The organism is Methanobrevibacter sp. (assembly GCF_030539555.1).
Taxonomy (GTDB): Archaea; Methanobacteriota; Methanobacteria; order Methanobacteriales; family Methanobacteriaceae; genus Methanocatella.
Genome location: NZ_JAUNXX010000037.1, coordinates 1 through 15676, shown reverse-complemented (window position 1 = coordinate 15676; position 15676 = coordinate 1). Strand labels below are relative to the sequence as shown.

The window sequence follows — 15676 nt, the reverse complement described above, 5'->3', positions numbered from 1 at the left end:
GTAATACCAGTATATACACATGCTTCACGAGCTGCTACCGGCATGTTAGAAGTGTTTGCAATAAGAACAGTTCTGTCCATCAATGGGTTACCGGTTTTAGGGTCGTCAAGGAATGGGAACTCTGTAAGTACCTCAGTCATTTCGTTTCCACGTTCTCCACATCCGATATATACAACGATGTCAGCATCTGCCCATTTAGCTAATTGTTGTTGTGTAACAGTTTTACCTGATCCGAATGGTCCAGGAATAGCTGCTGCACCACCTTTAGCTACAGAGAAAAATGTATCCTGTGCTCTTTGACCAGTTACTAAAGGTATATCTGGGTCTAATTTTCTTACATATGGACGGCTTCTTTTTACAGGCCATTTTTGGAGCATTTGAACTTTTTGTCCTCCAACTTCAGCAATGTCTTCGAGAATTGTGTATTCTCCTTCAGGAGCAATTTCAGTGACTTCACCTTCAAGGGATGGAGGAACCATAATTTTGTGTAATACTGCAGTGGTTTCTTGTACTTCACCAAGCACATCTCCAGCTTGTAAAACATCTCCAACTTTAGCTACTGGTTTGAAAGTCCATTTTTTCTCTTTGTTGATTGAGTCTACATCAATACCTCTTGCAATGAAGTCACCAGATTCTTCTCTGATGATTCTTAAAGGTCTTTGAATACCATCGTAAATAGAACTCATTATACCCGGACCGAGTTCTACAGACAATGCTCCACCAGTACATTCAACTACTTCACCCGGTTGGATACCGGCTGTTTCTTCATATACTTGGATAGTTGCGGTGTCACCTTCAAGCTCAATGATTTCCCCAATAAGCTTCTCGTCACCTACCCTAACCATCTCAAGCATCTGAGCCCCTCTCATACCATCTGCGACAATAACAGGCCCAGCAATCTTAATAATATTTCCTTCAATAATCATTTAACCATCTCTACCCCGATAACTCTTTTAATAAGGTCATTTATTTGATCAGATGATCCTTCAGAGGACCCATCTTTATCAGGTATTTCAATTATCATTGGTAAGACATCATTACCTATTTTTCTATTAATATAATCTCTTATTTCATTCGCCATTAACTGAGTAATGATAATAATTGAAATTTCGTCTTCTAAAAATTTATCAAAAGCTGCAATAGCTTCTTCAGAAGTGTTAACTACTTCTGCTTGTTTGACACCACCAAGTCTAAATCCTGAAACAGTATCAATATCACCAATAATTGCTACGGAACTCATATTAACATCTCCATGATTTTAGAATTTGGGAAGTCTGATTCTCTTTTTGCTCTTGCAATAATTTTTAAATTTTTAATTTCATTTTCTTTTTGACTTAAATAACCAATAATTGGACCAATACCTAATGGTTTTTTAGATGCTAAAGATTTTGAATATTCTGAAGTGTAAACATCCAATGCTTTTTCAAATACTGCAACGGATCCAGTTTCATTGTAAACCGGTACTGCATCAGTCAATGCATCAGCATATTTTGTTCCTTCTAAACCGGATATTACATTAGTAACATCAGGAGATTCCATTAAATCTTTAAGTTTCCATTCACGTAATTGGTATCCTTCTTCTAATATATAAGGAGAGATTGCATCATAATCAAGGCCATCTTCTTTTGCCCTTATAATTAGTTTTAGATTAGCTACATCGACTTGAGTTCCAACATAAGAATATAAAATTTGTTTATTTTCATCGGAAGGAACATCAGTAGAACGTAATAATTTGCCCAAATAATATTTATCTAAAGCAGATTCTAATGGAAGAATCATTTTAGTATTTTCATATTGTGGAAGAGCATCTTCTAAAGCTGTAGCATATTCAGTACTGTCCAAACTTGTGACAATATCGGTTACATTATCAGCGTCAGCTAAAGAATCAAGATCATCATATAATGAACCTGAAGGAATTAGTAATTCTCTTGTTTCATCAGGAGTAAGTCCAACTTCTTTAGCAGTTAAAAGACTTTTTATATTGTCGATATCTGCTTTTTTAGACATTACAACAAATGGATCTTTAATATCTTTAGGAGCTAATCTTGAAACGAAGTCATAAGTATTTGCACGTTCAACATCTAATGCTTTATCGAGAGGATATTCATCTAAAACATCAGCATATTCAGGAATGCCTCTGAGATAATTTTCAACTTCTTCAACATTGTTGGTTTCAACAATTTCAGAAATTTGTTTTTCATCAAATAGTCTTCCTTTTCTAGCTCTTACTCTTGCACTTGGGTTAAGATAAGGATAAATGTCCAAAATTGGTCTAGATGTAATGATTACAACGACTGCACCTACAACAAGTATTGCTATAATACAAAATACAAGAAATGTTTCTTGTGTTAGTCCTACAGAACTTATTAAGGTAGCAATTTCATCTGCCATATATTTATCCTCCTAATTATTTAAATAAAACTTCAGCAACTTCACTACGTAAGATACTTTTAAATCTTTCTAATCTAGCTTCAATAGTATTATTTACTTCAATATCTCCATTACTGGTTTTTAGGATAGCTCCACCAATTGCATCAATAGGTTCACCTAATGTGAATTTGATACCTTCTAATTCGAAACTATCTGTTGCACCTGTTGAAGATAAATCTTGTTTAAAATTGTTTGTATCGGCTTCGTTTAAATGGATAATTAAATCATCATGTCCAATTTCACAAGCAGCTTCTTGAATCATTTTAGCTAATGAATCTTTATAGTCATCATCACAATCAGCTGCTTTTGCTTTTAATTCTCCAGTTGCTTGATTGAAAGCCGCTTCGATTACTTCTTCTTTAGCGCCTAATTTTGCTCTACGAGCATTCATCTTAGCTTCAGAGATAATTTGCTGATATCTCATATCAGATTGTTTTTTACCATTATCTAAAATTTTAAGTTTTTCTGCTTCTGCAGTTTTTTCAGCTTTTGCGGTAATTTCTGAAACGTTTGCATTTGCATCTTGTATGATTACATCAGCTTTCTCTTGGGCTTCAGACATAATGCTTGAAACAATTTTATCTGTGCCTGAGCTCATATAAATTGCCTCCTTAACCTAAGATTCCACCGAATACCATAAGTAAAATAGCAATCAAGAAACCGTAAATAGCTTGTGTCTCTGGTAATGCAGAGAAAATAATACCACGAGCAAACATATCATTGTCTTCTACAATAGCACCGACAGAGGATGCTGCTGCCATACCTTGTCCCATACCGGAACCTAAACCAGCAAAACCAATGGAAGCACCGACACCGATAGCTACTATACCTGCTTCGGTAGGTAATCCTTGTCCTCCACCTAATAATCCTGAGAATACTAATAATAAGATTGCGACCAAGAAACCGTAAATAGCCTGAGTTTCTGGTAATGCAGAGAAAATAATACCTCTTGCAAACATGTCATTATCTTCTGCAACTGCACCTACAGAACCAGCAGCTGCCATACCTTGCCCTAAACCGGAACCTAAACCGGCAAAACCAATTGCTACTCCAGCACCAATAGCTGCTAAAGCAGTACCTAAAGCAATTTCTACCATATTTAATTCACCTTTGAAATATAATTGATTTTAATTTTAATTTAAGATATAAATGAAAAATTTTTAATTTTTAATTTTTGTAAATGTTCTTTTTGCTTTGAAAGCTTCGAATTTACCTTTACCTTCTTCAAAGAATTGAGAGAAGAACTCTACATAGTTAAGACGTAAAGCGTTAATAAATGCACCTAATACCTGGAAAGCGAAGTTTGCAATATGACCGAATATGAATACAAATATTGCAAGTACAATACCAGCATACGGAATCATATTATTTAACATTTGAGCTAAGATGTTTACAGTCATAGCAATACCACCAGTAGCCAAACATAATGCTAAAAGACGAGCGTAGGATAAAACATCACCCATGTAACCGAAAATATCCATTACACCGTATGCTCCGTTAGCCCAAACTAACATTCCGATAGTAGCGAGTATTAATACACCACCTAATGCCATACCAATCATACCAATTGCAGGCATCATGTATCCTAATGCAAGTAAGATAATACCAGCTTCGAAAACAAACCAACAAATCTGAGAACCGATAGCCTCTTTCTTCCTACCATATCTTAAGTTGTTAATAGCACCCATTATAAATCCAATGTTGGTGTAAATAAGACCCACTGCGATAGCTATTATCAAAATAGTATCTGGGTGAACGAATGCTTCAACAGGAGCAAATACGGTTGGTAAACGGAAACCAGCTATCCTTTCCGGGAAGTCCCCAATAAAACCATTGGTTAATAAACCTAGTATCACAGCCCACAGACCGGACCAGATTAAAATCCAACCAAATGAATGCATTGATTCCTTAACTTTTCCAAGACCTCTTAACAATACAACACCTATAGCGGATACAACTAAACCATAAACTGCATCAGTTAAACAGAAACCGAAGAAGAATGGGAAAGTTATTGCAACAAATATTGTTGGATCTAAAGCGTTGTAACGTACAGGAGAATACATATCAACTAAGTATTCGAAAGGTTTGGAATACCATCCATTTTGTTGTAAAACAGGAACATCTTCATCATCTGTACCTTCAACCTCAATTGTTTCAAAGGCACAATGTCCATCAGAACTTTTTTCAACTAATTGTTCAACTTTTTCTGTGTCTTTTACAGGCACCCATGCTTCTAGGACATAAGCATCTTTAGTTTGAACAAATGATGAAAGGATTTCATTCTTTTCTTTTTCATTTTCTAATTGTTCTTTGAGAGCTAATATTTCATCATCCCATTGTTCTGCAACTACTTTTAATTCTTTTTTAACAGAATCACGTTCAGATTCAATAGTTGACAATCTTGAATCAGCACTTGAAATAATATGCTGAGGAGTACCTTCAACATTACCTACTTCAATTTTCTCAAAGTCAAATTTACGAAGTGTTGAATAAACATCATCACTATATTCTTTTAATGTCACTACAGTGATAATTTCACCGTCATCATCATCCATAGGGACAATAAATACTTCTAATTCATCAGTCAAGTTACTTAATTCTTTTTTGATTTCTGAAGTAGATTCAGCATTAATCCTACCAACAGTAGTAGAAGTGTACTTTGAATCCTTTAAAAGAGCTAAATCCATGTCAAAATTAGATAAGCGATTAGCCAAACTTTTATTAGACTTGAGTTCACTTGTTTCAGTGTCGAGTGCGGCTAGTTTTCCTTCAATAACACTTGTTTTACTCTCCACTTGAGCTAAAGTATCTTCAGCTTTTTTAATGAACGTTTCAGTATCTAAAGCTTCTACTTCTTTTTGAACAGGTAAATCCGGACTAATAAAAGACATTAATGTATCTTTTAACCCATGGCCTTCTGATAAAGAATCTCCTAATAGTTCAGATATACCGTTTGTTTTCATTAGAAGTGAAGATAATTTACCTGTATATGGAGTGGCTTTTGCTGGAGTTACTAATTCCGCCAATTCAGGATCTTGCTGAACGCTATCAGAAATATCACTGACTTGTACTAGCCCTGATTCGTGGAGAGCATCCACTGTAGGAGCTACATACTTTTCCAGTGTAACAATTCTAATTTTACGCATTCTAGCTGTCTTGAACATATAAACTCACACTACAAAATATTTTTGACAATAATTGAAGCAGCTTCATCAACATTTGCCATAGCTTTGTCCTTTAAGGTTTTAACTTCACCTTTGGACTGTTCGGCAATAGCTTGCGCTTCTTTTTTAGCCTTATCTTCTGCATCAAAAACAGTATTTTTCGCTTCTTCTTCTGCTGCAATTTTAGCTTCGGAAACAATTTCTTCAGCTTTCAATCTTGATTCAGCGATTAAGTCTTTTGATTGTGACTCTGAATCAATAATAAGTTGTTCAGCATCAGATTCAGCTTTTTTTATCATTGCGATTGCGTCTGATATCTCTGCCATAATTAATCACCATGGTACACTTATTTTTATTAAGCAATATATATATCTTTTACGATTTAATATTAATCTAAATAGCTAAAATTTAAATTTGATTAAAAAAAAGTATTCAAAATATAATAATTAGAATAAAAAATTATATAAAAAAAAGAATAAAAGATAATTAAGTTATCTATAAAACCATTTCAATATATTAGGTGGCAATTTCTGCAAATAAGCAAGAATTGCAATTATTACAATGATTAAACCTACAACAAGAAGTTCTATATTGTATGGGAAATCTAATAACATATACCCACTAACACCAATAACAATTCCTTCAAAAAAGAAAACCGCTTTAGTCCAAGGTGGCTTAAACATTATTATAAGATATGCAATTGCAATCAATATCAGTATAATCGCGGTGGCAATAACATCATTGGTTAATGGCTGATGTCTTAAAATTGGAGCCAATGCCCAAACAATTAACACCAGAGCCAACATCACCCCTAATAATTTAAACATTTTAACATTTGACATAATAACACTAATTTTACTATTGATTTCATAATATTTATATCATTATATAATAAATGAGTATATATGGATAGGGCAGTATGGATTATATTAAATAAAAACTTTTCACTAACTTTAGACAGCCAAATAGCAAATGGAAAAATTATAGACAAAAAGTTTTCACCGTGTGAAGACATTTGGACTGAAGAACTTCCACGCTTAGGATTTAGCAGTAAAAATGTTCAGAAGGATTATGATGAATTTATCAATGACATCATCGCATTGTTTATGGAACCTGGCATAGATAAAGTATTTATAGATGCAAAAATAGGTGAGGAATCGGAATACCTCAATGCTAAAAATCCATTATTAATCAGAAAAATAGAAGAGTATAGCGTTGATGAAATTATAAAATAGCATTCGCTTTGTTCAATACTTCATCCATACTATTGAATTCAAGTTTCCTACCATCATCCCCAACTTTTTCTGTTGTAATCAGTACATGTGGAGATGCCCACAGATATGAATATGTGAAATAAGCCACATTAATAAACAGAAATACCACTGAAACCTGCAAGGCCAATAATAAACAGACTACTTGAATTAAGACATTCCCATATCTTCTTTTTCGCATTAATATAAATGTGTCACCAGCTTCAATAGCCTTAAATTTTTTTTCAGACAATTCTTCTGAAATAGATAATAAATCATCAGAATTATCTGCACTTAATATAAAAAGATCCATTTTAATCCATATAAACAACAAATTCATTTAATTCTTTTCTTGGAGTATCTCTTGGCTCAGCATTACCATAACCTAATGGAGTGAATAATACTGCTTCCTCATTTTCATCAAGATTCAAAAATTTATGAGCTTTATTTTTCTTGAATGCTCCAATATAACAAGTTCCAAGACCAACATCAGTTGCAGCAAGAATAATATGGTCCATTACAATTGTCGCATCAATATCCGCTATATTTTTACCATCCCAAGGCCTAGTCCATGCTTTATCTCTTAGTGCCACAACGCACAATACATATGGTGCTTCAACAAACCATTTCGCAGAATAAATCTCGGACAATTCATCCTTATACTTTTTAGCATCAATCACATATACCTTAAAAGGTTGATTATTAACCCCAGTTGGAGCAATTGTTGCTGCCTTTAAGACATATTCAAGTTTTTCAGCTTCAACTTCCTTATCCAAATATCCTCTTACACTGTATCTTTCAGTAATTACATCAATAAATTCCATGTTGTTATCTCCCATAATATTCTATATCATCAAGATCGCAAAATCGCCTAAATTCCTCTTCGTCCATTTTTTCTTCATGAATGTGGGCAATAATTCCCGGAACTCTTCCGATTATAAATACGCCCAAACCCAATTCCGGGTCAAAACCTAAATCAGATAAAATAGCCGCATTTGCACCATCCACATTTAACCTAATTCCTTTCTTTTGATATGCTAAATCTTCAACGGCTAATGCAAGTTTAATATGGGGCCCTACAAAACCCTCCTTAACGACAATATTCATTAATTTATCAGCCCTAGGGTCAACATTATGATATCTGTGTCCAAAACCCGGTATCTTTTTATTGCCTAATATATACTCATTATAAATATCAATGGCTAAACTTGCAATCTGCTTATTATCAAGAGTAGAATCTTCTGTTAAATACAGCGAATTAATCCTTGATTGATATAATTCCATAGTTTTTTCAATAGCTCCCGCATGCTTATGTCCAAAAGACAATAATGCTCCCGCAACTGCAGAATTAATTGAAGAACCTGAAGATGCCACTAAACGTGCTGTCTGGGTGCTTGGAGGAGTTACACCATGATCACAAAAAGAAACTAAAACATGATTAAATATTTTTCCCTCCTTAACTGAAGGCAACCTTCCTTTTAACAGCAAATAAACCATATCACTATATCGAATCTTTTCAATCAGATCCCTTTGATTGTATCCTCTAGTAATAATCTTATCCGTTTCAACTTTGGAAATCGTTGTTTTAAGTGAACGGGGATTAACTCTAAAATTATTATCTCGCATGATTTTTACCTTCTCCAATAATTAAAAATAATACATTAAAATATATAAATATTACAATTTCAAACAGGCAACTCTTGGTTCAACAAAACATGACGGTCTCACCGAAACAATTCTGACTCCACTTGCTCTTTGACATCCAATATTGACATAAGAACCTAAAACTGTTGTTTTACCTCCAAAACCTAATGGTCCAATCCCACTTTCATTTAATTTAGAGGTTACAAACTGTTCCATATCGCTTTGATTGTCCAAATTTCCATAAGCGATTGACTTGAGTAAAAGTGATGTTGCCTCATAATGTGTTCTTCCAATTCCAATTGAAGGTATTGACGGAGTGCAGCCAAGCATCTTTAGAGACTCTTCCAACCAATCAATTGCAGTTTCAATTACATTTGAAAAAGAGCGCTTATGATATACCCTAAATGTTTTAGCTCTGATTTCTGGACCTCCACCTTCAAGTAAAAAATGAACATTCAAGGTATCAGAGGAAATATCCCTCCTATAAGTTGATTCATCTCCAACACAATCAATTAAAATAGGTGCTGGTTTGAGCATTCCTGGTTTTTCAAATAGTCCCTTGGATTGTTCAATTCTTTCAATTCCATTACCCCTAACTGCCATTGGTCTTGCAGGAAGATTATTTAACCCCAATTGGATTCCTTCATGGATTTGGCCTAAAAGCTCCCCAGTGATTTGTCTTTCCTCACCAATTTCAATTATCACATGCGCAATGCCCGTATCATCACATAAAGGAAATTTTGTATTCTGTGCAACTTCATAGTTTTCCAGAATTTGTGACAAACACCAAGAAGCGTTTTTATTTGATTCAATTTCAATAGCTTTTTTCAAAGCTTTCCGTTTATCATCGGACAGCCTTGTTGAAGCTTCAATAATGGAATTGGAAATATCTTTCACGATATCCATGTAATCACTCTGGAATTGATAAATCATTAGAATTTTCAGGAGATGGAATTGCATCAGGCGAATAATTATCGATTACTCTTTTAACTAGATTAACTTGTTTTATTCTAGCTATCGCTTCTTTTTCAGTAGTATCCCAATTGTGATTGGCTGCAACTGACCCTCCTGTTTTTAAATAAACCGGTGAAGCTACATTAATAAAATCAGGAACTTCATAATGCCTAATAAATCCCCCAGTTGATTTTGGATTTTCAGTATGTAAATCAATTGGAATATCGATTGCATTTCTAATAGCCGCAATCATTGGCATCTGTAAATCACGAACTGGATTTAATGAGTTGAGACCTATACTTTCAAGCAGTTTTGCAGATGCAGGATTTGAAATACCCGCATGGGCAGAAATTTTAAAGTGAACATTCAATGGAAGTTCGCCTGCTTTCCTCATTTTATTTAAAACCATCAATAAACCTTCATCATATAATAAAATTCCTCGAACACCTAATCTGCAAGCTCTTTTTACATCTTCAATAGCATAAACTAAATTATCATAACCTCTAAGTCTATAGCCAATCCTGCTCCCCTCTTTAGTATGAACTGTTGCTGAGGTGTCATAAGTTGCTCTTGGACCGACAGATAAAAATAATTCACATCCATAGTTAATGGCCAAATTAACCATCTCTTTAATCTCTTCATCGGTTAGCATCATTATTCCTTTAGTCTGTGTTACCCTATGGACAAATATGTTATTTTTAACTGATTCTTTTAAAAGAGCACTCATTGTTTTTGGAGATTGGATTCCCGGCACTTCAAAACGATATTGACCCCCATCATTAAATCGTTTATCGGATTTGAAATGTTTATCAGTTTCTTCGATACCAACCTTTTTAAGAAATTTCCTTGTATCATCCATATTATCTACTCATTTAATCTTTCTACAACATATTTCATAGAATAGTCTTCTAAAGTATCTATAACAGTCAGGTTTTTTACATCATAGAGAGGATTCAATCCCTTAAACTTGTCGATTAACTCTCTTAATTGTAATGGATTTTCAAAATCTCCTTTTGGAAGCAATGTTAAATTTTGAAATACCCCATTTCTAAATTGTTTATCTAATTTAATGATAACATTTGCAGGCCTCTTATCAGGATACAACTCATTTAATTTGTCATCAGATAACAAAATCATTCTATTTGCAATATTCTTAATACTGTTTACCACATCAACTGTAGAATAATTATCCAAAAGACCATATTCAATTAACTGGTTAATCTGATCCACACTAACTTCACCAACAACAAGTGATATTGCCACCGCATAAGGTAAGCTCTGTTTAAGTTCTTCTAAATTTTTTGGATTGAAATTATTGTGTTCTGCTGCGATTTCATATGTTTTAACCGCCACATTTTCAATGTGATCATATTCATCACCTATGCTTGCTTTAAGCTTCAATGCTGTGTCTATTGATGAATGCAAGTGTCGACAGAACGGATATTTCTTAAAATATATGTCTCTTACCCTGACTTTACCAACATCTTTAACGGCACCCTCAAATGAAAAAGATTCCATATCATAATCCGAATTATCAAACACCATTGTCTTTAAAAATCCTTCATCCCCTTCAAAGATAGTTCCACTACCAGTAAAACCATTTCTAGCAAGTAATGCTGATAACAATCCATTATATGCTGCTTTTCCAGCATGCAGAGATTTGCCCATAGACCCTCCATGGTCTGATTCCAAAAGACCTGCCGCTTGCGTTCCGCATAACCCCAAAGCATTTAAAGTTTGCTTTTCATCAAGTTTTAATAGTTTAGAAGCAACAGCGCCCGCAATAAAAGTACCTATAGTGCCTGTTGTATGAAATCCTTTGTTTCTATGATTCGGATTTACAATTTTACCAAGCAAAATTCCCACTTCATAACCTACAATAACCCCTTCCAGGAATTCTTTACCACTTAAATCATGACTTTCAGCAATTGCCAAAGCTGTTGGAAAAACGATTGCTCCCAAATGAATTTGAGCACCTCTGTGACCATCATCCAACTCAAGAACATGAGCTGCAACAGCATTTATAAAAGCAGCGCTTAACATGTCCATTTTTGTTTTTCTACCAATGACAGAAGCTTTTAAATTTAAATTTAAGTTTCCAGAAAATATTTCTTCAGCCGTGTTAAAAGCTATTTTTGAAGCATCTTCACAGGATCCCCTATATGCAACACCAAAAAAGTCTAGAAACGCTGCTTTAACAGTAGTAATGGATTCTACAGTTGCCTGTTCATAGCGATAGTTTGAAATAAATTTAGAAATATTTTGTAAAAACATAAAACACCTATAATTAGTATATGTGAAAAGTAGTATTAAATAGTTAACTTATACTACAAAACAATTTTTAAAAATTAAATGAAAAAACGATTTAAACTGCAGGAACACCAGTTGCAACCAATACAATATGAGCTACGATAGCTGCACCATAATAAGTTGCCGCAATAACCAATACAGTGATAACAACCGCTTTCCAACCTAAAGCTTTAAATTCATCCCAGCTTTTACCCATTCCTATACCTACATATGCTAAAAACACTGTAACAATTGATAAAAGCTCTACCTTAGAAACATAATAAAGAACAAAATCAGAGGTAGACATGCCCGGAAATGCTATTAAAATACCCATTATACTTATGTAAAGAATAGATGAAACATTTAAAGGCAAATATCTCTCCATCCAAACACCAATAAGGGTGATTACAGACAATATTGCCATTCCCACTAATGAATCTGTCATAGGATGTTTATATCCCAAATAATTGCCAATAGCAGTTATAATTGAAAATATAATCAGCAGCAATATCCAGTTGAAAATACCATGAACTGTAACATTTTCAGACCCGTCAATTAAATCAGGCATTATCCATCCCCCTTTTTGACTATTGGTTCTTTTCCGATTTTTGGTTCAAGCCATTTATATAATTTTTCAGTTAAAGGAATTGCAACGAATATTACAATATAAATTCCAACACAAAATGATAATAAATTACTGAATCCTGCAAATGCTTCAATTTGGGTTTCCATTCCAGGAAATGCTGCAAGAGTTGGTCCGATAGCTGCAGCATTCATACTTGCACTGCCCACACCACTGGCCATTGCATATGCATATGGATGAAGCGGTAAAAATGATAATGAGAATGTAACTAAGAAGCTAATGAATATTGTACCTATTACAGTACCTATAATAAATATTGCAAATACTCCTCTGGATTCTGGAGAATTGAATCCATATCTATCAACGACAACAGCAACATTCGGTTCACGACCGATGGAGTTTGTCATACCAATAGCTTCTTCTTTAAATCCTAAAAGCAATGCAATTGGAAGCACCAAAATAGTTGCCAAGTGCCCCATTTCCTGTAATATTAATGCCGGACCCATTTCAAAAATAAGACTTATAGATTGACCACTGGAAACAGCGAGTTTAGCTATTAGAACACCTATAAAAAGCATCATTGCTCCTTCAGCAATACGTGCCTGTTTTCTTTGAATCCATTTAATCGGTTTAGCCAAATAGAAAACTAATCCTAAAATAATTGTATAAATTAAGGGCATTATAGTGATAGCTACATTTTTAGTAATTGGAATGCTTCTAGTTCCAATCAATTCCGCAATAATTACTAAAATCAGTACAGTACCATGTAACCGGTAATCTCTCCAAGGATTTTTCTTTAAAATCCGTTTATCCGTTTTTTCACGGTAAATATGCTCAACTTGACCATCGTTGTCTCTCATCGGAATAAGCGCCCACTCCCACACAAGCATTGAAAATTTATAAATATTCCTAATTAATTATAATTTTCTTAAATCCTATTATATAAATTAATAGCATTTAATTCTTAAAATTTCACTAAATAGGAACGAAAATAAATATAAATGTATTAAATTATTCCTAAAATGAGAATAAAATTATAAATTTTTTAATAACGACAAATTGGTTTTGACAAGTGGCGTCTTGCTGAAACGGGTGTTTCATAAAATTGAGAATTTTCCAATTTACGGGAAATTTTAAAAGGAATTTTATCACTGGACGAGATTCTTTTTCCACATTTTTTACATTTGAACCCTTTATTTTTACCTGCGGAAGTCATCCTTTTTCCACATTCACATATTGGATTTTGATATTCGACATCATTTAATTCGATTACCTGAAATTTCTCAATATTGAATGTGTTATGCTCACCGATTCCTCCGAAAACTCTAATAATGTCACCCGGTTTTAAATATGAAACCGTTTTTCTAAAGTTTTTTGTTGGTTCATATGCACCGCATTCGATGCTACCAGTTTCATCAAAGATGAAAAAGAACATGTGCCCACCATCAATAACCTTAGGTTTGTTTTTGACCTCACCGATAACTTCATAACATCCAAATTGTTTCATATCAGATATAGATTCTGCCTTTTGAATGTGCATGTCAGTATGCTGGTTTGTTTTAAAAATGCATTCATCAACAATGGGTTCATTTACCTTAACAAGATTTCTTGCAGTCTCTAGAGCCCGAACCGTGTTTGATCTGATTCCATATAATACCGGACATGGTGTTTTAGGTTCTATTGCAATGTAATCTTCTGAATAATCTATATTTTCAAATGTGTCTGGGAAAGTCTCATTATCCATTAAATAAACTGATTCATAATCTATTTGTCTTTTAGTTCCATAATTTTCACTGGCTCTATAAGTAAGTAGTTCATATGTAAAATCATCTAAAGGCAGACTTATTGCAGCAATGGCTCCAATTATCCCCCTTCCCTTTTTGAATTTATGTATTTCACAACCCACAGCTTTTCCAAATTCCTCTGCATCATCAATGGAAATGAATTCATAAATAGCTCTAAAAGCATATTCCCTCATTTCATTTGTTATTTCACCCTCATAAAAAATTACGCCAGGGTTTGTATTATCACAATCAAACATAGACAACTTTTCAACATAAGATAAGACAATTTCACGAGCCAATCCTGCTTTATCATCATTGCAAATCTTTAAACTTACCCCACCATTTCCACGAGTTTTAAAACGAGCAAAAGGATTAAGTCTAATCAATCTAGGATAATCAGCAAGTTCAATTCCATTATCTTTAAATTCACTGATTATCTGACTTGCCAGATATGTGGTGCACATCCCCTCCGGAGAATCCGTATCATCAATCCCAATATGTAAATACTTAATTATAATCACCTTTAAATTATAACATATATTAGTGTTATAACAATATATAGTTTACAAAGAGGGATGAAATGTTAACTCGAAGTCAATTGCTGCACCAGATAGAAAATTTATTGAAATCTCAAGGTTATAAAACATCCGATATCTATGACCAGGGATCATTTGATATTGTGGCACGTAAAAACTTACTTATTTTACTTTTAAAGACATTTCAAAATATAGATAGCATCAATGAAAGTAACGCTCATGAAATGAAACAATTAGCCAACATATTTCTTGCTTCCCCAATAATCATTGGTGAAAAATCAAGAAATGGAATGCTGGAAGAAGGAGTAATTTATGAAAGATACGATATCCCCACAATTGGCTTTGAAACACTGAAAAATATGATTTTATACAACGAATATCCTGAAGTTCTAGCGGACAGAGGAGGATATTTTGTTAAAATAGATGGAAATGTTATAAAACAGTACCGCGAAGAATATTCTTTATCCCTAAAAGATCTTGCTGACCTGGCGCATGTTTCAAGAGCAACAATGTATAAGTATGAAAATGAGATTGTGCGGGCAAACACCGAAACAGCGATGATACTGGAAGAGATTCTGAATACCAAGGTTACTCTTGATATTGATTTATTAAAGCAACCCAACAATGACAATATTGAATACAGTAACGGTGATGACACCCTTGATTTGTCAAAACTAGGTTATGGAGTTGTTTCCACAAATAAAAGCCCATTCGATGCAGTGGCTAAAATGAAAAGTTCGGATAAACATTCACCATTAATGGCCAATGTTGAAAAAAATAGAACTGAAAAAACTTTAAAGAGAATGGCAATACCTTTAAAAGACTTATCTATGGTTACAACATCCGAGCCAGTATTTATCATTAATAATGAAAAGATAAAAGAGTCTATAGGAACAATCCCTGTGATTAAATCCTGGGAATTAAAAGAATTTGAAAATTCAAAAGAATTATTGAAAATAATTAAAGAAAGAAAAGAAAACTAGGTGTTAATAATGGAAAACTTAAGTATCGACGGATTAGAAAGCTATCCCATCAAATGGAT

19 protein-coding genes are annotated in these 15676 nt (G+C 33.7%); 2 read left to right on the top strand and 17 right to left on the bottom strand.

Annotated elements, in window-relative coordinates:
- The 8 genes from Q4Q55_RS07335 to Q4Q55_RS07300 form a co-directional block, all read right to left on the bottom strand.
- Positions 1-926: V-type ATP synthase subunit A (locus Q4Q55_RS07335; RefSeq protein ID WP_303372175.1), on the bottom strand; the 926-nt coding region annotated here is incomplete at its 3' end.
- Positions 923-1240, bottom strand: a complete 318-nt coding sequence (locus tag Q4Q55_RS07330) for a V-type ATP synthase subunit F (protein ID WP_303372174.1) — start codon at positions 1238-1240, stop codon at positions 923-925. The genes Q4Q55_RS07330 and Q4Q55_RS07335, both read right to left, overlap by 4 nt.
- Positions 1237-2391 (bottom strand): V-type ATP synthase subunit C, encoded by a 1155-nt coding sequence (locus Q4Q55_RS07325; protein WP_303372173.1) that lies wholly within the window; start codon positions 2389-2391, stop codon positions 1237-1239. Before Q4Q55_RS07325 ends, Q4Q55_RS07330 begins: the two co-directional genes overlap by 4 nt.
- A 16-nt stretch (positions 2392-2407) precedes the next feature.
- The gene (locus Q4Q55_RS07320) at positions 2408-3028 is read right to left on the bottom strand and encodes a V-type ATP synthase subunit E (RefSeq protein WP_303372172.1); all 621 of its coding nucleotides are present in this window, start codon (positions 3026-3028) and stop codon (positions 2408-2410) included.
- Between the two features lie 13 nt (positions 3029-3041).
- The gene (locus tag Q4Q55_RS07315) at positions 3042-3527 is read right to left on the bottom strand and encodes a V-type ATP synthase subunit K (protein ID WP_069573492.1); all 486 of its coding nucleotides are present in this window, start codon (positions 3525-3527) and stop codon (positions 3042-3044) included.
- Positions 3528-3590: 63 nt separating this feature from the next.
- Positions 3591-5594, bottom strand: a complete 2004-nt coding sequence (locus tag Q4Q55_RS07310; protein ID WP_303372171.1) for a V-type ATP synthase subunit I — start codon at positions 5592-5594, stop codon at positions 3591-3593.
- 11 nt (positions 5595-5605) lie between these two features.
- Complete coding sequence (locus Q4Q55_RS07305) at positions 5606-5920, bottom strand: HrpE/YscL family type III secretion apparatus protein (RefSeq protein ID WP_303372170.1); 315 nt, start codon at positions 5918-5920, stop codon at positions 5606-5608.
- 165 nt (positions 5921-6085) lie between these two features.
- Positions 6086-6421: a hypothetical protein gene (locus tag Q4Q55_RS07300; RefSeq protein ID WP_303372169.1), complete on the bottom strand. Its 336-nt coding sequence runs from the start codon at positions 6419-6421 to the stop codon at positions 6086-6088.
- A 78-nt stretch (positions 6422-6499) separates the two neighbouring features.
- Between Q4Q55_RS07300 and Q4Q55_RS07295 the strand changes: the two genes are divergently transcribed.
- A complete protein-coding gene (locus Q4Q55_RS07295) occupies positions 6500-6829 on the top strand; it encodes a hypothetical protein (RefSeq protein WP_303372168.1) in 330 nt (109 codons plus the stop codon).
- Here the strand turns inward: Q4Q55_RS07295 and Q4Q55_RS07290 are convergent.
- The 9 genes from Q4Q55_RS07290 to Q4Q55_RS07250 form a co-directional block, all read right to left on the bottom strand.
- A complete protein-coding gene (locus Q4Q55_RS07290) occupies positions 6819-7157 on the bottom strand; it encodes a hypothetical protein (protein ID WP_303372167.1) in 339 nt (112 codons plus the stop codon). The genes Q4Q55_RS07295 and Q4Q55_RS07290 overlap by 11 nt on opposite strands.
- Position 7158: 1 nt before the next feature.
- Positions 7159-7668, bottom strand: coding sequence for a nitroreductase family protein (locus tag Q4Q55_RS07285; RefSeq protein WP_303372166.1), 510 nt, complete (start codon positions 7666-7668; stop codon positions 7159-7161).
- Between the two features lie 4 nt (positions 7669-7672).
- Positions 7673-8470: a citryl-CoA lyase gene (locus tag Q4Q55_RS07280; protein ID WP_303372165.1), complete on the bottom strand. Its 798-nt coding sequence runs from the start codon at positions 8468-8470 to the stop codon at positions 7673-7675.
- A 51-nt stretch (positions 8471-8521) separates the two neighbouring features.
- Positions 8522-9394 carry a fumarate hydratase gene (locus tag Q4Q55_RS07275; protein ID WP_303372164.1) on the bottom strand — a complete coding sequence of 291 codons (873 nt, stop codon included), beginning with the start codon at positions 9392-9394 and terminating at the stop codon, positions 8522-8524.
- 4 nt (positions 9395-9398) lie between these two features.
- Positions 9399-10301, bottom strand: a complete 903-nt coding sequence (locus tag Q4Q55_RS07270; RefSeq protein WP_303372163.1) for a U32 family peptidase — start codon at positions 10299-10301, stop codon at positions 9399-9401.
- Positions 10302-10306: 5 nt separating this feature from the next.
- Complete coding sequence (locus Q4Q55_RS07265; RefSeq protein WP_303372162.1) at positions 10307-11716, bottom strand: MmgE/PrpD family protein; 1410 nt, start codon at positions 11714-11716, stop codon at positions 10307-10309.
- Positions 11717-11807: 91 nt separating this feature from the next.
- A complete protein-coding gene (locus Q4Q55_RS07260; protein ID WP_303372161.1) occupies positions 11808-12299 on the bottom strand; it encodes a hypothetical protein in 492 nt (163 codons plus the stop codon).
- Positions 12299-13174: a DUF3100 domain-containing protein gene (locus tag Q4Q55_RS07255; protein WP_303372160.1), complete on the bottom strand. Its 876-nt coding sequence runs from the start codon at positions 13172-13174 to the stop codon at positions 12299-12301. The genes Q4Q55_RS07260 and Q4Q55_RS07255 overlap by 1 nt, the downstream gene beginning before the upstream one ends.
- A 185-nt stretch (positions 13175-13359) precedes the next feature.
- Positions 13360-14619 (bottom strand): tRNA(Ile)(2)-agmatinylcytidine synthase, encoded by a 1260-nt coding sequence (locus tag Q4Q55_RS07250; RefSeq protein WP_303372159.1) that lies wholly within the window; start codon positions 14617-14619, stop codon positions 13360-13362.
- A 59-nt stretch (positions 14620-14678) separates the two neighbouring features.
- On the opposite strand from Q4Q55_RS07250, the gene Q4Q55_RS07245 reads away from it, so the two are divergent.
- Positions 14679-15617 carry a transcriptional regulator gene (locus tag Q4Q55_RS07245; RefSeq protein ID WP_303372158.1) on the top strand — a complete coding sequence of 313 codons (939 nt, stop codon included), beginning with the start codon at positions 14679-14681 and terminating at the stop codon, positions 15615-15617.
- Positions 15618-15676: the final 59 nt, after the last annotated feature.